Origin of the sequence: Streptomyces sp. NBC_00299 (assembly GCF_036173045.1) — a bacterium.
Lineage (GTDB): Bacteria > Actinomycetota > Actinomycetes > Streptomycetales > Streptomycetaceae > Streptomyces > Streptomyces machairae.
The window spans coordinates 5,851,920-5,874,154 of the sequence record NZ_CP108039.1 but is presented as its reverse complement, the minus strand read 5'-3'; the positions used below and the strand labels follow the sequence as shown (position 1 = coordinate 5,874,154).

The window sequence follows — 22,235 nt, the reverse complement described above, 5'->3', positions numbered from 1 at the left end:
CGCCCTCCAGGTGTCCAGTACATGACTGGACGGCCAACCTCCGGTCGCCGTACTTCCTGTCCTACGAGGAGACCCATCCGTGCGCCAGCGCATCCGCCCCTCGCACATCCGTCACTCGGCGGCCCTCGTGACCGCTGCCGCCGCCGTCGCGGCGCTGCCCGCAGTCGTCGCCCCCGCGGCGTATGCCGAGGAGGGTGACCCCTCCCTGGTGATCTCGACTCTGCCGAGTGCGTCTCCCAAGCCGGGCGAGGTGTACGACGAGAACGTCATCATCACCAACAAGGGCACGGCGGCCGCGGACGGCGTCACCTTCCGGATCCGGCTGACCCGGGGGCTCGACTTCCCGGCGGCCGTCGAGGGCTGCACCTACTCGACCGTCGGGGACAAGGTCAGGCAGGCGCTGTGCGAGCTCGACACCGTCATCGAACCCGGCGCCTCGGTCGAGACGCCCGTACGGTTCAAGGCGCTGCCCCACGCCCTGATGGAGGCGGTCGAGTACGGCACCTCAGCCACCGGTGAGGCCCCGGGCGAAGGGTTCGACGACAGCAACCGGCGCCTGACCCTGACCGCGGACAGCACCGCCGACCTCGTCGCCGTCGGTGAGGACACGGAGGCCCTCGCGGGCGACAAGCAGTCCATCACGGTGCAGCTCCGCAATGACGGCCCCGGCTGGATCCAGAACCAGGAGAGCGACGACCAGCCGGCGCTCATGGTGCGGATCCCGAAGGGCACGACCACCACCGAAGTGCCTGAGGACTGCGCGCCGTTCGGCATCGACGGTCCGTCCGGGCCCGGAGGGACGCCGGGCAAGTCCACGTACGTCTGCTGGCCGGCCGACCACACCATCGAGGCCGGCGAGTCCCTCTCCTTCACCTTCATGCTGAAGATCGGGGAGGACACCCGGACCACCACCGGTGAGGTGAAGGCGACTTCCGTCTACGACATCCACCCGGCCTTCGACAAGAACCCCGCCAACGACAAGGCCCAGATCCGCATAGCCATCCCGACCGACTACGAGCCCGGCCCGGCCACCTCCGGCGGCTCCTCCACCGGCGGCGGATCCACGGACGGCGGCTCCACCACGGCCGGCAACGGCAACGACCCCGAGGGACAGTCCACCGGCGGCAACGGGAGCACGGGCGGCACCGGCTCCACGTCGTCCGGCACCTCGACGGGCGGCTCCACCGGATCCGTCGACGGCAACCTGGCGAGCACCGGCTCCGACGGCACCCCGCTCATCGCCGGCACCGCAGCCGCCGTGGCGGCACTCGGCGGTGCCCTGGTCCTGGCCGTACGCCGTCGCCGCGCCGTCGGCAAGTCCTCCTGACGGCGCCTCAGGGATACGGCGTCGTCCGCGCGACGTGGGTCTGGAGGAGGCGGGCCCTTCCAGGGTCTCGGTGATCAGCCGGCCGCCCAGCCCCGCGTCGCATGCCTCACCACACCCCGCCCACCGACTCCAGCACCCCGCTCGACTCGTCCTTGAACACCTCGGTCCAGTAGTGCCGGCCGTCCCCGCCCGCAGCCCTGATGCCGGTCGGGTCGACCGTCGACAGGACCTGGAGCATGGTCATGGCCAGCTGGTCGTAGGTGTCGGTCGTCAGTGCGTGGCCCGACTGCTCGTCGATCGCCTGCTCGCGGTGCAGCAGCCAGAGCGTGAAGGCGAGGGTGGACACGTCCGTGTTCAGGGGGAAGAGCCTCGCCTCGGGCTCGCTCCAGTTCAGGACCGCGCCCGTCGCGCCGTCGATGACCAGGCTGTTGTCCTCCACGAGATGGCCGAGGCGAATCAAGTGGCCGGCCCCGAGGGGCAGTTCCGCCGACCACTCGTCGTCGGAGTAGTACTCGGCCAGCGTCTGCAGTGGCACATCGGTGTCGAGGCAGAACAGGAAGCCGTTCTCCGGCAGGCCCACCTCACGAAGGAAGCGGCGCGTCGGCTCGTGCGTGAGCGTGGCGGGGAAGTCGACCTCCTCGAAGCGCACCACCTTGCCCTGCCCGAACTCCTGGTCCAGGAGGCGCCGGGGCAGGTCCAGGGCGAGGCCCGAATGCCCGGCACGGCCCGCCACGAGCGCCAGGGGGCGGATCAGGGCGGCCATCCTCCAGAACGGCGCCGGCTCGCCGTCCGCGCCCTCGTCGAACACCGCCAGCAGATGCCGGGACGCGTCCGCCACCGCCTGCGGGCCGTAGCGCCCGACGTAGGAGGCGAACTGGCCGCGCAGGCCCGCCAGTTCGTCCGTCGCCTCGGCGAACCGGACCAGCGTCCGCAGCGACGGCGCCAGCGCACGACGGTCCATCAGGTCGGGGCGGTCGTGCAGGAAGTACGCCGTGGAGACCTCGCCCGTCGCGCCGTCCAGCAGGACCGATTCCGTCTCCAGGCCGCCGGGGCCCAGCAGTCCGCCTATCACCAGCTGGTCGCGCAGCTCCGCCGCGAGCCGGCCCGCCGGATCGCCCGTCGAGTCCGCCACCGTCCGCAGGCCGTCCCGGCACAGCTCGGCGAAGCTCAACACGCCGCTGTCGCCGGGCAGTCCGGGTCCGGTCAGCCAGCGCCGCGTCGACGCGTGCGTGACGTGCGGATCCAGCGCGGCCTCGCTCAGAATGATCGCCGTATCACCGGCGTGCGTCGTGATCGTCGTGCTCATGGCTCCCCCGCATGCGCTTTCCCACCACCCCTGGGCACGACACAGCCGACCGACCGGCCCGCCGACCCCGGCCGCCGTCCCCACTGCCCAGAACACTACGCGCCACCACTGACAACGCCCGCCGAATCACAACGCCCGCCGAATCGGCACGACCACTGACAGCGCTTCACATCATCAGACGCTCGGCCCACCCTCGCGCGTTCCCTTCTCGCGCGTTCTGTTGCCGCGAGAACTACCGCAGCGGTCTCCCGCCGCGGTCTCCTTCCGCGCTCAGCTCCGAAGGGGCCGCCGGCTCACTGGCCGGTCACCACCGCCGCCTGTGGGCGGATCGGGAGGCGGTTGACCGGGCGGCCCGTGGCGGCGCGTACGGCCGACGCGATGGCCGCCGGGGACGTCACCACCGGTACCGCGCTGACCGCCTTCGCGCCGAAGGGCGCGACCACGTCCCGCTCCTCGACCAGTTTCACGATCCGGATGTCGGGGGCGTCCAGGGCCGTCGGCAGGGAGTAGCCGGTGAGGTCCGGGTGGCGGATCAGGCCACGCGCGGAGCGCAGGTTCTCCGTGAGCGCTATGCCCACGCCCTGCGTCACGCCCGCCTCGATGCGCGCCTCCAGCTGGGCCGGGTTGAGCACCCGGCCGACGTCCTGGGCGAGCGCCAGCTCGACCACGCGGACCGAGCCCAGTTCGATGTCGACGTCGACGACCGCGCGGATCGCGCAGAACGCCATGCCCACGAAGGCGTCGCCCTGGCCGGCGTCGTTGAGCGGTTCGGTCGGGTGCGGGCGGCACTGGGCCGTCGCCCACAGTTCCTTGCCGTCCAGTGCCTCGGTGACGGTGGTCGACAGGACGCCGTCGTACGACGTGATCTTGCCGTCGGTGATCTGGAGCAGCTCCGTGGACATGCCGAACTTGTGCGCCAGGGGCTGCAGCAGCTGCGTACGGACCATCTTGGCGGCCCGTTCCACCGCGCCGCCCGACACCCAGGTGTGGCGGCCGCGGCAGCCCGCGCCCGCCGGGGGCTGGTCGGTGTCCACGGGCGCCACGTGCACGTCGTCGATGCCCAACGTGTCCTGGACGATCTGCCGGGCCAGCGTCGCGAAGCCCTGGCCCGTCTCGACGGCCGCGCACAGCACCGTCGCCACGCCGTCGTGGACCTTCACGGTCGCCGTGGAGACCTCGTCCGCGCCCTCGGCGCCGAGCATGTGCACCATGCCCAGGCCGTAGCCCACGCCCCGTCGTACGGCACCGGGTTCGCCCGCGCCCTCGGGGCCGCCGGGCAGCAGCCACTCGTCCTCGGGCGTGTCCTTCGGGAGCGCCGGCAGGGGGTGGTCCTGTACGGCCTGGAGCAGTTCCGCGACGGGGGCCGGGCATGTCACCGTCTGACCCGTCGGGAGTACGTCGCCCGTCGCCAGCGCGTTGCGCAGGCGCAGTTCGGCCGGGTCGACGCCGAGCTTCTTGGCCAGCTTGTCCATCTGCGCCTCGTAGGCGGCGCACACCTGCATCGCGCCCTCGCCGCGTACGTGACCGGAGGGCGGGTTGTTGGTGCGTACGGCCCAGCCCTCGATGAAGGCGTTCGGGACGACGTACGGGCCGCAGGCGAAGGCGACCGCGGCGGCCAGGGCCTCGGAGGACGTGTCGGCGTACGCGCCCGCGTCCAGCAGGATCTGCGCCTCGACCTTGACCAACCTGCCCTCGGCGTCCGCGTGGTGGCGGTACCGCAGCAGGGTGGGGTGCCGGTGCGTGTGGCCGAGGAAGGACTCCTCGCGCGTGGCCGTCAGTTTCACCGGGCAGCCGGTCTTGAGCGCCAGCAGGCCGAGCGGGAGCTGGAAGCCCTGGTCCTCGCGGTCGGCGGTGGCGCCGGGGACGCCGGTGACGACGACCTTGACGCGCTCGGGCTCCAGGCCGTAGCAGGCGGCGGCGCGGTCGCGGTCGGTGTGCGGGTCGGTCGAGGCGAGGTAGAGCTCCACGCCGCCGTCGGGGCGCGGTACCGCGAGGCCCGCCTCGGCGCCGATGGGGGCGGGGTCCTGGCGGCCGATGCGGTAGAGGCCCTCGACGACGATGTCGCCGGCCGCGTCGGGGTCGCCGTGGCGCAGCGGGATGTGGCGGATCAGGTTGCCGTCGGGGTGCAGGGGCTCGGCCTCGAAGGCCTGTTCGGGGTCGGTCACCGGGTCGAGCACCTCGTACTCGACGATGACGGCCGCGGCGGCCAGGCGCGCGGTGTCCGGGTGGTCGGCGGCGACCGCGGCGATGGGCTCGCCGTGGTGGCGTACGACCTCGGAGGCGAAGACCGGGCGGTCGGCCCTGCCACGGCCAAGCAGCGGGCTGCCCGGCACGTCCTCGTGCGTGACGACGGCACGGACGCCGGGCATCTCACGCGCGTGGGTGGTGTCGATGGACGTGATGCGCGCGTGCGGGTGCGGCGAGCGCAGTACGGCCGCCCACAGCAGGCCCTCGGCCCACAGGTCGGCCGCGTACGGGAAGGTGCCCTCAGTCTTGGCGCGGGCGTCGGCGGCCGGCAGGGAGGCGCCGAGGCCGTGCGGGATCGGCTCGGGGGCGGGGGCTGCCTCCGCGGCTGTGGTCGCGGTGGCGGCTTCGTTGCTCACGTCTGGCCTCCGTCCTGTCCGTACGCCTGGTCATGCGGTCCCATGGCACCGGGGGCCTCGAACGCCGAGCGGTGGACCCCGCCGGCTCCCGGGCCCGCCTGGTGAGGGATACGCGGCTCGTCGCCGTCCTGTTCGCCGTCGTCGCCCGCCGAGTGCGCCTCGCGTTCGGCGACGACCTCCTTGACGGCCTCCACCACGCCCCGGTAGCCGGAGCAGCGGCACAGGTTGCCGCACAGCGCCTGGCGGGTCTCCAGCTCGCTCGGCGCCGGGTTGCCCTCCAGGAGGTCGTGCACGGTCATCGCCATGCCGGGTACGCAGAAGCCGCACTGCACCGCGCCGCACCGCGCGAGCGCGCGCTGCACGTCGGAGGGCTGCCCGTCGGCGGCCAGGCCCTCGACGGTACGGACCTCGCTGCCGGCGGCGGTGACGGCGGGCACCAGGCAGGACGCCACGAGCCGTCCGTCGACCTGTACGTTGCACGCCCCGCACTCGCCCTGCGAACAGCCGTCCTTGGCGCCCGCGAGGCCGAGCCGCTCACGCAGCACGTAGAGCAGCGACTCGCCGATCCAGGCGTCCGAGACGGGCCGGTCGGCGCCGTTGACGCGCAGGACGTAGGAGGCGAGAGGGTGTTCCTCGCCGGTGGGCGCCGGTGCCTCGTCGGAGGCGGCGGTCTCCTCGGGCTCCTGCGCGGCCTCGGCGTCGGAGTGGCCGGCCTCGGCCGGGACGGACGCGGCGGAAGCCTCTGCCGGGCCCTCTGCGGCCTCTGCGGCGCCCCGGGCGTCCGTGGCACGCCCGGTGGGCCCGGAAGCGGCCTGTGGGGCCTCTGAAGCGCTTTCGGCGGCGTCCTGGGTGGGCGCCTCGGCGGCGAAGTCGGGCGCGCCCGGGGCGGCCTGGTCCTGCGGGTGCGCGGCACGCCGCTCGCCGGGCTGGTCGCCGGCGTGTACGGCGTGCTGGTCACCGGCGTACGCCCCGGGGTGCCCCGGTCGTCCGGGCACGTGCCCGGCGCCCGTCGGATGCCCGGCCGCGGGCCCGGCTTCCACCGCTTCCCCGGCCACCCCGGCCTGCGCGTGCGGTGCCCACGGCTGCCCGGTCGGCTGCGGTGCCCACGGCGCGGGCGCGCCGCCCGGCAGTGTGGCCGGAGGCGTTCCGCCCCACTGCTCGACGAGCGACGACGTGGTGAACTCGCCCGATTCGTCCGGAAGGTCACCGTCGGCGACGGGGATCGACCACTGCCCGGTGACGTCGTGACGGGGCGCGGCAGCGGCGTCCTGGCCTGCGGCGGTCTCTGAGAAGTTCCACTGCTGGGTGGCCCCGGGGTTGTACGTGAACTGGCCGCTGCCCCCGTCCTGCGGCACGGCGTTGGGGTCGGGCCACTGCGCGTTGCCGTCGGGCGCACCCGCGACCGGCCAGCCGCCCGGGGCGGCGGGGTCGGTGCCCGGTCCCGGCGTGACCGTTATCTGCGGGGGCACATAGCCGTGCCCGCGCGCGGCGAGCGGAGTGTCCGAGGAGGCCAGGAGGGCGTCGATGCCCCCTTCGGGGAGTTTGACGAAGGCGGTGGCGCCGTCGTCGTAGTCGCCCTGAGGCAGCGGGTCCCAGCGGCCCGCGCCCTGGGGCGTGCCCTCTCCGTGCTGGTCGTCGGTCACGACAGCGCCCTCCCCAGTGCTCGTCGGGCCAGCGCGGCGACGGTGCGCCGCAGGTGCAGTACGGCGGGCGGATGCTGCGGCACGGAGCCGTCCTCGGCCGGCGTCGGGTCCGGAATGCAGGCCGCGGCGACGTACTCCCCGAAGGCGTTCAGCGCCTCGGGGACGATCGCGCGGTTGTTGTCCCAGTCGATCAGCTGGGCGACCCAGTGCTCGGCGTCCAGCGGCCTGAGCGGCATCGGCGCTATGGCGCCCACTGCGCACCTGATGCCGCGCCGGGCGGGGTCGAGGACGACGGCGACGGACGCCATGGCGCGCCCCGGGCCGGTGCGGCCGGTGGCCTTGAGGAAGACCTGCGGGGCGTGCAGCAGCGGCACGCGCACGTAGCCGATGAGTTCGCCGGCGCGCAGCATCTCCATGCCGGCCAGCAGGTGCGACACCGGGATCTCCCGGCGGGCTCCGCCCGGGCCCGCGACGATCAGGGTCGCTTCGAGGGCGGCGAGGACCGGCAGGGCGTCACCGGTCGGGGACGCCGAGGCGATGTTGCCGCCCAGCGTGCCCGCGTTGCGGATCTGCGGCGGGCCCGCGGCGCGGGCGGCGGCGGCGAGCGCCGGGATCAGCGCGGCGAAGTCGGGGCGGCCCATACGCGCGTGCGTGAGGCCGGCTCCCAGCAGCGCGTGACCGTCCTGGTACTGCCAGCCGCGGATCTCGCTGATCTTGCCGAGGCCGACCAGCGCGGCGGGCCTGAGCTGCCCGGAGTTGACGGCGGCCATGAGGTCGGTGCCACCCGCGACGGGCACGGCGGCGGGCATGGCGGCCAGTGCCGCGACGGCCTCGTCCAGCGTCGTGGGCAGCGTGACGGACTGCGCCGCCTGCGGTGCGTGCGTGGTCAAACCGGCTGCCCCTTCCCGCTGCCCCACCTGGTCCCACCTGTGCTGCCGTACGGTACGTGCTGACAGGGCGGACGTGGCAACTCTGGCACATCTTCGCAGGACCCGAGGACACGGGTCCGCTAGGAGGCATTCGCCCACCTCATCGGGGAGATGGTCCGTTTTCGCACGGCATCTCCGGTGAGTACCGATTGACACTCTTCGGTGACACCTTGCCGGTTTTTTTCACTTACTTGTTCGGGGGCGGGCCGTCGATCGGGCGGCCGAGGACCCCGGGGCGCCGCTGCCACGGCCGCGGTCCGGCCGGCGGACGGTAGGCGACTCCCAGGGCGTCAAGTCGCCCGTAGTGGGCAGCCATCCGCCGCTCGAAGTCGGCGAAGTCCCGTTCCGCCGGGGCCGGAAGGCGACTCCAGGCGACCTCGGCGAAGGCGGCGAGGCGCGGGAAGGTCTGGTAGTCCACGCGTGCGTGGTCCTCCATCACCTCGGTCCACACGTTGGCCTGCGTCCCGAGCACATGCCGCGCCTCGTCCGGCGTCAACTCCGCGGGAACGGGCTCGAACCGATAGACGTCCTCCAGGGTGCGGACGTACCCGATCGGCACCGGCTCGTCGGCGCCCGCGTCCTGACGGTGGTCCAGATACACCTGCTGCTCGGGGCACATGACGACGTCGTGGCCCGCGCGGGCCGCCGCGATGCCGCCGGCGTAGCCGCGCCAGGACGACACGGTCGCGCCCTTTGCGAGCCCGCCCTCCAGGATCTCGTCCCAGCCGATCAGCCTGCGCCCGCGCGCGGCCAGCCACGTGTCGAAGTGGCCGATGAACCACGCCTGGAGCTCGTCCTCGTCCTTCAGCCCGAGTTCCCTGATGCGCTCCTGCGCGGTCGGCGACTGCCGCCACTGGTCCTTGAGGCATTCGTCACCCCCGACATGAATGAACTCCGAGGGGAACAGCTCCAGGAGTTCCTCGAACACCCCCTCGTAGAAGCGCAGGGTGTTGTCACTGGGGGCGAGTACGTTCGGATTGATCCCCCAGGTGTCCCAGACGGTGAGTGCGGAGGTGTCGATGACGTCGGTGTTGCCGAGTTCCGGGTACGCGGCGATCGCGGCCTGCGAGTGGCCGGGTACGTCGATTTCGGGGACGACGGTGATATGCCGCTCGGCGGCGTACGCCACGATCTCGCGGATGTCGTCCTGGGTGTAGGAGCCACCGTGCGGCTTGTCGTCCCACAGCGGGGAGGCCCGGTGGCCGAATTTGGTACGCGCCCGCCAGGAGCCGACGTCGGTGAGCCGGGGGTACTTCCTGATCTCGACGCGCCAGCCCTGGTCGTCCGTCAGATGGAAGTGGAAGATGTTGAGTTTGTGGGCGGCCATCAGGTCGAGGTAACGAAGGACGCCGTCCTTGGGCATGAAGTGCCGGGAGACGTCGAGCATGAGGCCGCGCCAGCGGAATCGGGGGGCGTCCTGGACGTGGATCTCCGGCAGCTGCCACTGCCGGTCGGGCAGCGGGGCCCGGCGGTAGGCGTCGGGGCCGAGCAGTTGCCGTAGCGTCTGGGCGCCCCAGAAGAGACCGGCGGGGGCGCCGCCCGCGAGATGGACGGCTTCGGGCGTGACGGTGAGTCGATAGCCCTCTTCGCCCAGGTCCTCGGCGACCACCGGGTCGATGGACAGGTGGATGACGTCGGCCTCGTCCGCCTGCCCGGGCGTCAGCGGCAGCCCGGTGGCCGCGCCCAGCGATGCGCGCAGCCAGCGTTCCGTCCGTTCCGTGCCTTCTCCCGCGGCCACCCGTGTCGCCGGTCCCAGTTCGAAGAAGCGCGAGCCCTGGCCTGTCACATGGCCCGGCGCTGGAATCAGTTCAGTCACGTCAGTCCTTTACCGCTCCGCCCAGCCCCGACACCAGCCGGCGCTGCACGAGCACGAAGAAGATCAGCACCGGAATCGTCATCACCGTCGACGCCGCCATGACGCCGCCCCAGTCCGGCTCGTCGGGCTTGTAGAAGACGAGCAGGGCCATCGGGAGGGTCGACTGGGAAGTGTCGCTGATGATGAAGGACTTGGCGAAGAGGAAGTCGTTCCAGGCCGAGATGAAGGAAAACACGCTGGTGGCCACGAGCCCCGGGAAGACCAGCGGGAAAAGGATCTGCCACAGGAATCGCGACCGGCTCGCCCCGTCGATGTACGCGGCCTCCTCCAGCGCCTCGGGAACCGCCTTCACAAACCCCCGCAGCATCCAGATCGCGAACGGCAGCGAGAAGGCGATGTGCGGCAGGATCAGCGAGCCGAGCGTGTTCAGCTGGCCGAAGTCCCGCATGAGGAAGAACAGGGGGATCGTCAGGGCCTCCACCGGCACCATCTGCGCCACCAGAAACATGATCAGCAGAGTGGTCCGGAAGCGGAAGCGGAATCGTGTCACCGCGGTCGCCGCGAGAAACGCGATCAACGCCGAGACGAGCACGACCGTGCACGCCACGACAAGGCTGTTGAGGAAGTAGCGGCCGAATTCGTTCTGCTCGAACACCCGGCGGAAGGAATCCAGGGAAGGGGCCAGCGTCCAGGGCCGTGGCTCGCTGGACTCGATCTCCCCCGCCGGTTTGAAGGCGCTGAGCACCATCCAGTACAGGGGGAAGGCCACCACTACGGCGATCAGCAGCGCGGACACCTCCGCGAGCAGCCGCCAGGGCCGCCGCACGAAGGGCACGGAACCCACGGACTTCACGGACCTCACAGTTCCTCCCCCTGCTTGCGCAGCAGCCGCAGATACACCAGCGTCACCGCGAGCAGGATCAGCAGCATCACGATGCCGATCGCCGAGCCGAGGCTGTACTGCGAGGACGCGAAGGCCTTCTGGTACGCGTACACGTTCAGCACGAGGTTCTGGCCCGCGATGCCGCCGCCGTTCGTCATGACGTAGATCTGGGTGAAGACCTTGAAGTCCCAGATGACCGACTGGATGGTCACGACCACGAGGATCGGCCGCAGCATCGGCGCCAGTACCGACCGCCAGATCCGCCACTGCGAGGCCCCGTCCAGCGCGGCGGCCTCCAGCACCTCGGCCGGTACGGAGCGGATACCGGCGTACACCGTCACCATCACGAACGGGAAGGAGCACCACACCACTTCGAGCAGGACGAGGAAGAAGGCGCTGAAACGCCCGTACGTCCACGAGTGGTCGCCCAGCCCCAGGATGCGGTTCACCGGCCCGAAGTCCGGGTCGAACAGCAACAGCCACACGGTCGACCCGGTGATGGCCGGCGTCGCCCACGCCCCCAGCGCCGCCAGCATCAACGCGAGCCGCGGCACGGCACGCACGCGCGTGAGCAGCACGGCGAGCGCACACCCGACGGCGAGCGTCGACACGACACACGCCGCCGCGAACACGACCGTGGCCAGCAGCACCTGCCAGAACTGGGAGTCCGAGAACAACTCCGAGTAGTTGCCGAACCCCTGGAAGGTGGTGGGCTCCCCGCCACTGACCTGCGCCTGCGTGTACTCGAAGAACGAGATCAGCCCGAGCTGATAGATGGGATAGACGAGCAGCCCGCCGAGGACGACGAGTGCGGGGGCGAGATAGAGCCAGGGTGTCGTCCGACTCCGCCCACGCGGACGCCCCTGGGGGCGCGGGGCCTTGTTGAACTTGCGGCTACCGCCGCGCGGGCGCGACCAGCCACGATCCACCCGCACCCGCCGACGCTCCACAACCCCCGACCCACTGGGCACCCGCGTCACCCGGCGGAGCCGAACGCGGCGTCCATCTTCGTGGCCGCCTCACCCGCGGCCGCCGGCACGTCCTTCTTGCCGCTGATGACCTCCTGGAGCATCGTCGGCAGCACCAGCGAGGAGTCGATCTGCGCCCACGCGGGCGACGCGGGGACGAACTTGGTGCCCGCGGACAGGGTCTGCGCGAAGGGCTTGACGTACGGCTCCTCGGCGGCGACCTGCTGCCGTACGTCCGAGAAGGTGGGCAGGAAGCCCATCGCCCCGAACATCGAGGTCTGCGTCTTCTTCGAGGCCAGCTGCTCCATGAGGTCGACGGCCAGCGTGCGGTGCGAGGTGCTCTTCAGGACGCCGATGTTGTTGCCGCCCGCGAACGCCGGCGCGATGGAACCGGCCTTCACGCCCGGCAGCGGCACGACCGCGTACTTACCCTTCGCCTTCCCGGCCTCCACGGCCGTGTGGCTGAAGTCGCCGCCGATCGCCATGCCCGCCTTGCCCGCGGCGAACGCGGTGATCGTGTCGTTGCCGCCCATGCCGGCGCACTTGGCGGCGGGACAGTTGTCGTCGCTGAACAGGGACGTGTACGCCTTGATGCCCTTCTGGGCGGCCGCGCTGTCGATGGCGGAGGCGTACGAGCCGCCCTTGCCGGTGGCGAGTTCGCCGCCGTTGGCCCACACGAACGGCATCGCGCCGTACGTGTACGCACCGCCCACCACGAGCCCGTACAGCTCGGGCTTCGCGGCGCGGATCTTGCGGGCCGTCTCGGCCAACTCGTCCATGGTCTTCGGCGCTTCGAGGCCGAGCTCCTCGAAGACGTCCGTGCGGTAGTACAGGGCGCGGACTCCGACGTAGAAGGGCGCGCCGTAGATCTTGCCGTCCACGGTGACGGACTGCTTGGCCGTGGGGTCGGTGTCCTTCGCCTCGGTCCAGTCGCCGAACTCCTTGGTGACGTCGAGGAGTCCGCCGTCCTTCACATAGCCGGCGGTGTCGGTGTTGCCGTACTCCATGACGTCGGGCGCGGACTTCGGGTCGTTGAAGGCGGCCTTGACGCGCTGGGCGCGGGTCTCGATCGGTATGTACTCGACGTCGACCTTCGTGCCCTCGTGGGCCTTCTCGAAGGCGGTGACGACGGAGTCGACGACCTTCTCCTTCGGCTTGTTGCCGACTTCCTGGAAGAGCCAGACCCGCAGGGTGCCGGTCTTCTCGTCCTTGTCGGAGGAGGAGTTGGTGGACGTCTGCGGGGCGCAGGCGGAGACGATCAGGGTGGCGGCCGCGAGAGCGGTGGCCCCAAGGAAACGGACGGACGGCTTCCTGGCGTTCATGGAGTGCTCCTCCGATGGAGTGTTGCAACATGCGCAATGACGGTTTCGCTGTGCACAACACTCGGAGGCTAGGGACTTCATGAACACGATCACAAGAGGTCTCAACCACTCTGTGACCGGCGAACGCACTCCCTGCAACGCGTGGACAGCACAAAGGCCCTCAGGGCGCGCAAAACGCACCCTGAGGGCCTTACGTCTGCCGAACGGAAGGGACCGCTACTTCTTGTCGCCGTCCTTGCCCTTGTCGCCGCCGGCGCCCATGGACTCGTAGATCTCCTTGCACATGGGACACACCGGGTACTTCTTCGGGTCGCGGCCGGGCACCCACACCTTGCCGCAGAGCGCCACGACGGGGGTCCCGTCGAGTGCGCTCGCCATGATCTTGTCCTTCTGGACGTAGTGGGCGAAGCGCTCGTGGTCGCCGTCGCCGTGGGACGTCTGCGGCGTCGGCTCTACGAGGGTTCCCGTACCAGTCCCGCGCTCGGGCTCGAGAGTGCTCATGTCGCCAAGGGTACTGAAGCTCACAGGCATCAGTTGAGCGAAGGGTCGTCCGGATAGGTGGCCACCATCGCGAGCTCGTTGCGCTGCCTGCGCAGGACCTCGCGCCAGAGTCTTTCCGGCGCCGGCGAGGAGACGTCCCCGGGCTCCGATTCGACGACGTACCAGGCACCCTCCACCAGCTCGTCCTCCAGCTGGCCGGGTCCCCAGCCGGCGTACCCGGCGAAGATCCTCAGGCTGCCCACGGCCGAGGCGAGCAGCTCCGGCGGCGCCTCCAGGTCCACGAGCCCGATTGCGCCGTGCACCCGGCGCCAGCCCAGCGGGGCGCTCTCGCCGTTCGCGTCGCCGGGGATGACGGCGACGCCGAGCGCGGAGTCCAGGGACACCGGGCCGCCCTGGAAGACGACACCGGGTTCGCCGGTGAGGTCCGCCCAGCCCTCCAGGATGTCGCCCACGTCCACGGGCGTGGGACGGTTGAGGACGACACCGAGGGAGCCCTCCTCGTCGTGGTCGAGAAGGAGCACCACCGCGCGGTCGAAGTTCGGGTCCGCCAGGGCGGGCGTGGCCACGAGCAGCCGCCCTGTGAGCGAGGACACCTCGGTCATGCCAGACATGATCCCGCATCTTCCCTTCGCGTGGGGAGGCAATGCCGGTTCGTCAGTGAATGCAGCTCAGGGCGGAAAGGAGCGTCCCCCGGCGCACGGCCGGAACGGTGACCGCTCGTACTCGTGGCGGAACGGTTCGTGTTGTGACAGACCTATGACGTTCCTGAGGCGTGCTTGGGCTTACAGAAGGGGGGTCTGCGGCGATTACCCTTTCCCTCCTGGCCCCTGCCCAACTCATCGGAACGCGAGATACATGACCGTCAACGACGATGTCCTGCTTGTCCACGGCGGAACCCCGCTGGAGGGCGAGATCCGTGTCCGCGGTGCGAAGAACCTCGTACCGAAGGCCATGGTCGCCGCCCTGCTGGGCAGCGCGCCAAGCCGACTGCGCAACGTACCCGACATCCGTGACGTCCGGGTCGTCCGCGGTCTGCTCCAACTGCACGGGGTCACGGTCCGTCCGGGTGAGGAACCGGGCGAGTTGGTGATGGACCCCTCCCACGTGGAGAGCGCGAACGTCGCTGACATCGATGCCCACGCGGGTTCGAGCCGCATCCCGATCCTCCTCTGCGGCCCCCTCCTGCACCGCATCGGGCACGCGTTCATCCCCGGCCTCGGCGGCTGCGACATCGGCGGCCGACCCATCGACTTCCACTTCGAGGTGCTGCGGCAGTTCGGCGCGACCATCGAGAAGCGGGCGGACGGGCAGTACCTGGAGGCTCCGCAGCGGCTGCGCGGCACGAAGATCCGGCTGCCGTACCCGTCGGTGGGCGCGACCGAGCAGGTGCTGCTGACGGCGGTGCTCGCGGAGGGCGTCACGGAGCTGTCCAACGCTGCCGTGGAGCCCGAGATCGAGGACCTCATCTGCGTTCTGCAGAAGATGGGCGCCATCATCGCGATGGACACCGACCGGACGATCCGCATCACCGGTGTGGACACGCTCGGCGGTTACACCCACGCCGCCCTCCCGGACCGCCTGGAGGCGGCCTCCTGGGCGTCCGCGGCGCTCGCGACCGAGGGCAACATCTACGTCCGTGGCGCCCAGCAGCGCTCGATGATGACGTTCCTCAACACCTACCGGAAGGTGGGCGGTGCCTTCGAGATCGACGACGAGGGCATCCGGTTCTGGCACCCCGGTGGCCAGTTGAAGTCCATCGCCCTCGAGACGGACGTGCACCCCGGCTTCCAGACGGACTGGCAGCAGCCGCTCGTGGTGGCCCTGACGCAGGCGACCGGCCTGTCCATCATCCACGAGACGGTCTACGAGTCCCGGCTCGGCTTCACCTCCGCGCTGAACCAGATGGGCGCGCACATCCAGCTCTACCGCGAGTGCCTCGGCAGCTCCGCCTGCCGCTTCGGCCAGCGCAACTTCCTGCACTCCGCGGTCGTCTCCGGCCCCACCAAGCTCCAGGGCGCCGACCTGGTCATCCCCGACCTCCGCGGCGGCTTCTCGTACCTCATCGCGGCCCTGGCGGCCCAGGGCACGTCCCGGGTCCACGGCATCGACCTCATCAACCGCGGCTACGAGAACTTCATGGAGAAGTTGGTCGAGCTGGGCGCGAAGGTGGAACTGCCGGGCAAGGCCCTCGGCTGACGACACCTCACAGCCCCGGGCGGCCCAGCGCCGCCCCCGGCTGTCTGCCCGGGGGTCACCCCCCGGGCAGACACAGCATGGAGAAGTTGGTCGAGCTCGGCGCGAAGGTGGAACTGCCGGGCAAGGCCCTCGGCTGACACACGTAAGCCGATGGGGCGGCCACCCGAACCGGGTGGCCGCCCCATCGGCGTTACTGCAGCGCCCTAAAGGGGGCGCGGGGAACTGCGCGACCAGCCACGGCGAGCCCGCAGTCGCCCACGGCGCCACGCCACAACGGCGCTCGCGCGCCCTTACTTGCCCTTGGCGGCTTCCTTGAGCTTGGAGCCCGCGGAGACCTTCACGCTGTAGCCGGCCGGGATCTGGATCGGGTCGCCGGTCTGCGGGTTGCGCGCGGTGCGAGCGGCACGGTGGGTGCGCTCGAAGGTCAGGAAGCCAGGGATGGTGACCTTCTCGTCGCCCTTGGCGACAACCTCGCCGACGGTCTCGGCGAACGCGGCCAGCACGGCGTCGGCGTCCTTGCGGGTCACCTCGGCACGGTCGGCCAGCGCGGCCACCAGCTCACTGCGGTTCATGTTGTTACTCCCGTGTTCTTCTTGCTGTTGAGGCGTGCCACGCGGCGGAGCCGCATTGGGCACAGCGAAGCCGATGCTGCCAGGGTCCTCGGACAGTCCCCGGACCCGGGTCCGTCCACGGACCCTCGCGCCCAGAGACGCATCCTGCCCCTACCTGCGGCGGGAAAGCCAATCCGGCACCCGGAGGAGTCGTGAGAACACCCTTGGGAGTCACACGAAGAGAGGGCCTGAGCTTTTCGCGTCACGATAAACGGCAGCAATAGGCCCCAGGTTCCACGACGCGCCGTCACAAGGGCTTGCCGTGGCGATCCTCACAGCCCATACACATTTTTCAGGGCTGTGAGGCAGCGACACCCGGTGATTACTCGGCCGAACCCGCCGCGGTGACGGACTTCGCCGCCTCCCGCACCGCACCGGCGACCGCACCCGCGACCTTGTCGTTGAACACGCTCGGGATGATGTAGTTCGGATTCAGCTCGTCCTCGGTCACCACATCTGCCAGCGCCTTCGCGGCCGCGAGCATCATGTCGGTGTTGACCGTGCGGGACTGCGCGTCCAGCAGACCGCGGAAGACACCCGGAAAGACCAGCACGTTGTTGATCTGGTTCGGGAAGTCGGAGCGGCCCGTGGCCACAACTGCGGCCGTCTGGCGGGCGATTGCCGGGTCGACCTCGGGGTCCGGGTTCGCGAGCGCGAACACGATGGCGTCGTCGGCCATGGCGGCCACGTCGTCGCCGTCGAGCACGTTCGGGGCCGAGACGCCGATGAAGACGTCCGCGCCCCGCACGGCCTCCTTCAGCGTGCCCGTCAGGCCCTCGGGGTTGGTGTTGTCGGCGATCCAGCGCAGCGGGGAGTCGGCGGGGGCCTGGCGCAGGTCCTCGCGCCCGGCGTGCACGACGCCGTGGATGTCGGCGACGACGGCGTTCTTCACGCCCGCGGCGAGCAGCAGCTTCAGGATGGCCGTACCGGCCGCGCCGGCGCCGGACATGACGACGCGGATGTTCTCAATCGCCTTGCTCGCCACGCGAAGTGCGTTGGTGAGGGCGGCCAGGACGACGATCGCGGTGCCGTGCTGGTCGTCGTGGAAGACGGGGATGTCGAGGGCCTCGCGCAGCCGCGCCTCGATCTCGAAGCAGCGGGGCGCGGAGATGTCCTCGAGGTTGATGCCGGCGAACCCGGGGGCGATCGCCTTGACGATCTCGACGATCGCGTCGGTGTCCTGGGTGTCGAGGCACAGCGGCCAGGCGTCGATGCCGGCGAACCGCTTGAAGAGGGCCGCCTTGCCCTCCATGACGGGCAGCGCGGCCTTCGGGCCGATGTTGCCCAGGCCCAGCACCGCCGAGCCGTCCGTCACAACCGCAACGGAGTTCCGCTTGATCGTCAGGCGCCGCGCGTCCTCGGGGTTCTCGGCGATCGCCATGCAGACCCGCGCCACACCCGGCGTGTAGATCATGGACAGGTCGTCACGGTTGCGGATGGGGTGCTTGGACTGCATCTCGATCTTGCCGCCGAGGTGCATCAGGAACGTACGGTCGGAGACCTTGCCCAGGGTGACGCCCTCGATGCCGCGCAGCTGCTCGACGATCTCGTCGGCGTGCGCGGTGGAGGTGGCGGCGATGGTGACGTCGATGCGGAGCTTCTCGTGCCCGGAGGCGGTGACGTCGAGGCCGGTGACCGAGCCTCCGTGGGACTCGACGGCCCCGGTGAGCTGGGAGACCGCGGTTCCGCTCGCGGGCACCTCCAGCCGGACCGTCATCGAGTAGGAGACGCTGGGCGCCGTTGCCATGGCCGACTTCCTCTGCTTTCACCTGTGACGCTGGATGCCGTCCGATCGTCGCACCTACCGCCGAGTAGGAGTTAGCCGGGCTTGGATTGCGAACGTATTGTTCGCCACGCCTTCCCATGAAAAGAGACCCACGTCACATTCGTGACGTGGGTCTCTCCAACGTTCATGACACCGACCCGCCATGCTCGCCTCGCGGCAAGTGGTCGCTCGTAGCGACGAAGGTTGGGCCCGGGGGCTTGGATCGAGCCGGTGCCACACCCAGGCTAACAAACCGATCCCGTAAGGCCATTCCCGTACCGGTGGTTCAGCGGGATCAATCTCGGAGCAGGTCCGGCACCCCGCTTGCGTCGGGCTCGTCGCGTTCCCCCGACACCACCGTGAGCTGCTGGGTGGCCCGGGTCAGCGCGACGTACAGCACCCGCAGGCCGGCCGGGGACTCGTCGGCGATCTCCGCCGGGGAGACGACGATCGTCGCGTCGTACTCCAGCCCCTTCGCCTCCAGGCTGCCGAGCGCCACGACCCGGTCGCCGAGCCCGGCGACCCACTTGGCCGCCTCCTCGCGCCGCTGCATCGCGACGACGACGCCGACCGTGCCGTCGACCCGGTCCAGCAGTCGGGCGGCCTCCTCGCGGACCGTCTGCGCGAGGGAGTCCCGTACGACGGTGAAGCGCGGCTCGACGCCGGTCGAACGCACCGCCGACGGTGACGTCGAGCCGGGCATGGCGAGGGCGAGCACCTTCGCCGCCAGCTGGGCGATCTCGGCCGGGTTGCGGTAGTTCACGGTGAGCTGGAAGCGGCGGCGCGGGCGGGTGCCGAGGGCCTCGTCGCGGGCCTCGGCCGCCTCGTCGACGTCGGACCAGGAGGACTGGGCCGGGTCGCCGACGACCGTCCAGGTGGCGTGCCGGCCGCGGCGGCCGAGCATGCGCCACTGCATCGGCGTGACGTCCTGGGACTCGTCGACGATGACGTGGGCGTACTCGGTGCGCTCGGCGGCCAGCCGCTCGGCGCGCTCGCGCTGCGACTCCTCGCGCACCGGCATCAGCTCCTCAAGGCCGGTGAGCTGGTCGAGCGGGTCCAGCTCGCGCTTCTTCCTCGGGCGGGCCGGGGTGCCGAGGATCGACTGGAGCTCGTCGAGCATGGCGATGTCGTGCACGGAGTACCCGTCCCGCTTCAGCGAGCGGGCGACCTTGCGCACGTCACCGGGGTTGAGGACCCGGCGGGCCCAGCGGCCGAGGCGTCGCTCGTCGGCCATCGCCGTCAGGACCGCCCTCGGGGTCAGCTCCGGCCACCAGGCGTCGACGAAGGCGGTGAAGCTGTCCTCCGACATGACGTCCTCGTCGAAGGAGGCGCGCAGCTCGGCGGCGAGCTCCGGGTCGGTGTGCCGGCCGGCGCCGCCCGACTGCGCCCACAGGGCGTCGAGCAGCAGCTTGCGGGCGCGCGGGCGCAGCAGGTTCACGGGTGCGGTGCCGCCCAGCGCGGTGCGGCGGATACGTTCCAGCGCGTCGGCCTCCAGCTCCAGCCGGCGCCCGAAGGCGACCACGCGCAGCCGGGTGGGCGGACCGGAGGGGGTCCGCGCGGACTCGTCGGTGTCCGTGCCGTCATCGCCGAAGGCGAGCTGCCCCGCCCGGTTCGCCGCGGTGTCGCCGGCGGGCCGACGCGCATCGGTCCCGCTGCCCGGTCCCAGCTCCAGGGCGCCCCGAGCCGCCTTCCGCAGCACCTTGAGCATGCGGTACGAGCCCTTGGCGCGGGCAGTGGCCGGGGAGTCGTACAGCGTGGCCTCGGCACCGTCGACGAGGGAGCCGATCGCGCGGATGGCGACCTGGCCCTCCTCGCCCAGCGACGGGAGCACGCCCTCGGTGTACGCCACCAGCAGCGGGGTCGGCGAGACGATCAGGATGCCGCCCGCGTACCGGCGCCGGTCCTGGTAGAGCAGGTAGGCGGCGCGGTGCAGGGCGACGGCGGTCTTGCCGGTGCCGGGGCCGCCTTCGACGTACGTCACGGAGGCGGCGGGCGCGCGGATGACCAGGTCCTGCTCGGCCTGGATGGACGCCACGATGTCCCGCATGGTGTGGCTGCGGGCCTGGCCGAGGGCGGCCATGAGGGCGCCGTCACCGATGACGGGCAGTTCGTCGCCGCCGAGGAACGCCCTGAGCTCGGGACGCATCAGGTCGTCCTCGACGCTCAGCACCCGGCGCCCCTTGGAGCGGATGACCCGGCGCCGTACGACCCGCCCGGGGTCGACCGGCGTCGAGCGGTAGAAGGGCGCCGCGGCCGGCGCCCGCCAGTCGATGACCAGCGGGGCGTAGTCCTGGTCGAGCACGCCGATGCGGCCGATGTGCAGGGTCTCGGCGATGTCGGCGGTGTTGTCCTCGCGGACCGCGCCCTCGGCGGGCTCGACGGCGGTGTACGCGCCGTCGGGTCCCTTCTTGCCGTCCTTGCCGGGCAGCAGGTCGATACGGCCGAAGAGGAAGTCCTCGAACTCGTTGTTGAGCCGATTGAGGTGGACACCTGCGCGGAAGACCTGCGCGTCCCGCTCGGCGAGCGCACCGGGCGTGCCGACCTGGCCGCGCTGGGCCGCGTCGTTCATGAGGAACTCCGCCTCGTGGATCTTCTCCTCGAGGCGCTGGTACACCCGGTCCAGGTGTACCTGTTCGACGCCGATCTCCCGATCTCTCAAGGAGTCTTCGAGCGCGGTTTCCTGCGGAGCCTGAGCGGCCACCGGGCCCCCTTCTGACGTGCTGGGCAGCCGTCAACCGTACGCGAAGGGGACCCGGAATTGCTACGGCGACTACACGTCTACCTCGACGATCTTCTTTCCGTCGAAGTCCATGACCTCTACGTGATCGACATCGTCGGGGGACATGGACACGCCGCCGCTGACGTAGAGCGGGTTCCTGGCCTGCTCGGTCTTGGCGTCCGGGATGCCGTAGCCCCACTTCGGGACGGACCAGGAAGCGGCCGTCTCGCGCTCGCCGTCCTTGCTGACGAAGATCAGGGAACACTTGAGCGGGCCTTTGACGCCCTTGAGCTCAAGGGCCGTCTCGGTGCCCCACGCCTTCTCCGACATGCCGACGGTCGCGCTGGCGCCGGTCGTCGGGTCGGTCCCCGAGACCTTGTTCTCGGTACCGGTGAACAGTTCCTTGGCGGGGTTGGCCGCGAGGGTCTGACCGGGGCTGCCGCCGCCGTCCGAGTCGCCGCCGTTCGTCGCCACGGCCACGAAGGGACCGCCGACGATCAGCGCGGCCGCCGCGGCCACCATGTAGAAGCTGCGCCGGCGCTTCTGGGCGCGGCGCTCGGCGACCTCGTCGACGAGCTTGTTCACGAGGCGCGGGCTGGGCTTCGCCGACAGGGACTCGCCGATCGCGGGCGAACCGGTACCCGGCAGGTCCGCGAGCGCGGCCAGCATCGGCTCCATCCCGGCGAGTTCGTCCAGTTGCTGGGCGCACCATTCACAGGTCGCGAGATGTGCCTCGAAAGCGGTTGCCTCGGCGTCGTCGAGAATTCCGAGGGCGTAGGCGCCGACGGTCTCGTGTTCGCTCGGAACCGGATGTCCCGTCATGGGTCCAGACATACCCGAACCGCCCATCCCGAATCCCTGGTTTCCCCCGTAAACACTCATCACGCCGTCACCCCCCGCTCCTCCAGAGCCAGCTTCATCGACCGCAGGGCATAGAAGACCCTTGAGCGAACGGTGCCGCTGGGTATGCCCAGCGTCTCGGCCGCCTCATTGACCGTACGCCCCTTGAAGTACGTCTCGACCAGGACTTCCCGGTGGGCGGGCGTCAGGTCGTCGAGTGCGTCCGACAGCGTCATCAGCCACAGCGCCTTGTCGATCTCGTCCTCCGCGGGGATGACCTCCAGCGGCGACGGATCGACCTCCTGCGGCCGGGCCTGCCGGCTGCGGTGGCCGTCGATGACGATGCGCCGGGCGACCGTCACCAGCCAGGGGCGTACCGATCCGGTCGCTCGATTGAGCTGTCCGGCGTTCTTCCAGGCACGGATGAGCGTCTCCTGCACAACGTCCTCTGCTCGTTGCCGATCACCGGCGACCAGTCGAAGGACATACGCAAGGAGGGGTCCGGCGTGCTCTCTGTACAGCGCACGCATCAGCTCCTCATCAGGTTCCGAGGGCTGGGACATGCGATGTCGGGCCCTCGATCCACGTTCATTGGCCACGACGGAATCCTTGCGCACGCCCACCTCCGATGTCCGGGGGTTCCCCCAGTCGGTCGCTCGACTACCCGTACGCAAGCGGCGCTTTGAGTGTTCAAACAGAGGCGACAGTTTTCTTCGGAGTGACGTGACGAGCGGGACATGGCAGCACATTCCCACCGTGCGATCTTTACATTTCCGCCACAACGGCAAGATCGAAAGAGGGCTTCC

At 70.7% G+C, this 22,235-nt stretch carries 17 protein-coding genes; 2 read left to right on the top strand and 15 right to left on the bottom strand.

The window, feature by feature from the left end; genetic code table 11:
- The first annotated feature begins 79 nt into the window (after window positions 1-79).
- Window positions 80-1,327, top strand: coding sequence for an LPXTG cell wall anchor domain-containing protein (locus OHT51_RS26065; RefSeq protein ID WP_328881336.1), 1,248 nt, complete (start codon window positions 80-82; stop codon window positions 1,325-1,327).
- Between the two features lie 106 nt (window positions 1,328-1,433).
- Here OHT51_RS26065 and OHT51_RS26060 read toward each other — a convergent pair whose 3' ends face one another.
- The 10 genes from OHT51_RS26060 to OHT51_RS26015 all read right to left on the bottom strand — a co-directional run bounded on the left by OHT51_RS26060 (window position 1,434) and on the right by OHT51_RS26015 (window position 13,900).
- Window positions 1,434-2,633, bottom strand: coding sequence for an SUKH-4 family immunity protein (locus OHT51_RS26060; RefSeq protein ID WP_328881335.1), 1,200 nt, complete (start codon window positions 2,631-2,633; stop codon window positions 1,434-1,436).
- A gap of 293 nt (window positions 2,634-2,926) precedes the next feature.
- Complete coding sequence (locus OHT51_RS26055) at window positions 2,927-5,236, bottom strand: xanthine dehydrogenase family protein molybdopterin-binding subunit (RefSeq protein ID WP_328881334.1); 2,310 nt, start codon at window positions 5,234-5,236, stop codon at window positions 2,927-2,929.
- A complete protein-coding gene (locus tag OHT51_RS26050; protein ID WP_328881333.1) occupies window positions 5,233-6,879 on the bottom strand; it encodes a 2Fe-2S iron-sulfur cluster-binding protein in 1,647 nt (548 codons plus the stop codon). The genes OHT51_RS26055 and OHT51_RS26050 overlap by 4 nt, the downstream gene beginning before the upstream one ends.
- A complete protein-coding gene (locus OHT51_RS26045) occupies window positions 6,876-7,769 on the bottom strand; it encodes an FAD binding domain-containing protein (RefSeq protein WP_328881332.1) in 894 nt (297 codons plus the stop codon). The genes OHT51_RS26050 and OHT51_RS26045 overlap by 4 nt, the downstream gene beginning before the upstream one ends.
- A gap of 226 nt (window positions 7,770-7,995) precedes the next feature.
- Window positions 7,996-9,624, bottom strand: coding sequence for a beta-N-acetylhexosaminidase (locus tag OHT51_RS26040; RefSeq protein ID WP_328881331.1), 1,629 nt, complete (start codon window positions 9,622-9,624; stop codon window positions 7,996-7,998).
- A 1-nt stretch (window position 9,625) separates the two neighbouring features.
- Entirely contained in the window at window positions 9,626-10,477 is an 852-nt protein-coding gene (locus OHT51_RS26035; protein ID WP_328881330.1) for a carbohydrate ABC transporter permease, read from the bottom strand.
- Window positions 10,478-10,482: 5 nt separating this feature from the next.
- Window positions 10,483-11,436, bottom strand: a complete 954-nt coding sequence (locus tag OHT51_RS26030; RefSeq protein ID WP_443052733.1) for a carbohydrate ABC transporter permease — start codon at window positions 11,434-11,436, stop codon at window positions 10,483-10,485.
- Between the two features lie 47 nt (window positions 11,437-11,483).
- Window positions 11,484-12,797, bottom strand: a complete 1,314-nt coding sequence (locus OHT51_RS26025; RefSeq protein ID WP_328881328.1) for an extracellular solute-binding protein — start codon at window positions 12,795-12,797, stop codon at window positions 11,484-11,486.
- A gap of 216 nt (window positions 12,798-13,013) precedes the next feature.
- The gene (locus OHT51_RS26020; protein WP_328427332.1) at window positions 13,014-13,298 is read right to left on the bottom strand and encodes a DUF3039 domain-containing protein; all 285 of its coding nucleotides are present in this window, start codon (window positions 13,296-13,298) and stop codon (window positions 13,014-13,016) included.
- 29 nt (window positions 13,299-13,327) lie between these two features.
- Complete coding sequence (locus OHT51_RS26015; RefSeq protein ID WP_328881327.1) at window positions 13,328-13,900, bottom strand: YqgE/AlgH family protein; 573 nt, start codon at window positions 13,898-13,900, stop codon at window positions 13,328-13,330.
- 253 nt (window positions 13,901-14,153) lie between these two features.
- Between OHT51_RS26015 and murA the strand changes: the two genes are divergently transcribed.
- Window positions 14,154-15,494, top strand: a complete 1,341-nt coding sequence (gene murA / locus OHT51_RS26010) for a UDP-N-acetylglucosamine 1-carboxyvinyltransferase (RefSeq protein ID WP_328881326.1) — start codon at window positions 14,154-14,156, stop codon at window positions 15,492-15,494.
- Window positions 15,495-15,784: 290 nt separating this feature from the next.
- Here the strand turns inward: murA and OHT51_RS26005 are convergent, their stop codons facing one another.
- The 5 genes from OHT51_RS26005 to OHT51_RS25985 form a co-directional block, all read right to left on the bottom strand.
- Complete coding sequence (locus OHT51_RS26005; RefSeq protein WP_007498188.1) at window positions 15,785-16,066, bottom strand: HU family DNA-binding protein; 282 nt, start codon at window positions 16,064-16,066, stop codon at window positions 15,785-15,787.
- Window positions 16,067-16,427: 361 nt separating this feature from the next.
- Window positions 16,428-17,852, bottom strand: a complete 1,425-nt coding sequence (locus OHT51_RS26000; RefSeq protein WP_328881325.1) for an NAD-dependent malic enzyme — start codon at window positions 17,850-17,852, stop codon at window positions 16,428-16,430.
- 313 nt (window positions 17,853-18,165) lie between these two features.
- Window positions 18,166-20,571 (bottom strand): HelD family protein, encoded by a 2,406-nt coding sequence (locus OHT51_RS25995; RefSeq protein WP_328881324.1) that lies wholly within the window; start codon window positions 20,569-20,571, stop codon window positions 18,166-18,168.
- Between the two features lie 69 nt (window positions 20,572-20,640).
- On the bottom strand, window positions 20,641-21,471 hold the full coding sequence (locus OHT51_RS25990) for an anti-sigma factor family protein (RefSeq protein WP_443052553.1): 831 nt from the start codon (window positions 21,469-21,471) through the stop codon (window positions 20,641-20,643).
- Window positions 21,471-21,992, bottom strand: coding sequence for a sigma-70 family RNA polymerase sigma factor (locus OHT51_RS25985; protein WP_010039908.1), 522 nt, complete (start codon window positions 21,990-21,992; stop codon window positions 21,471-21,473). Before OHT51_RS25985 ends, OHT51_RS25990 begins: the two co-directional genes overlap by 1 nt.
- Window positions 21,993-22,235 lie beyond the last annotated feature (243 nt).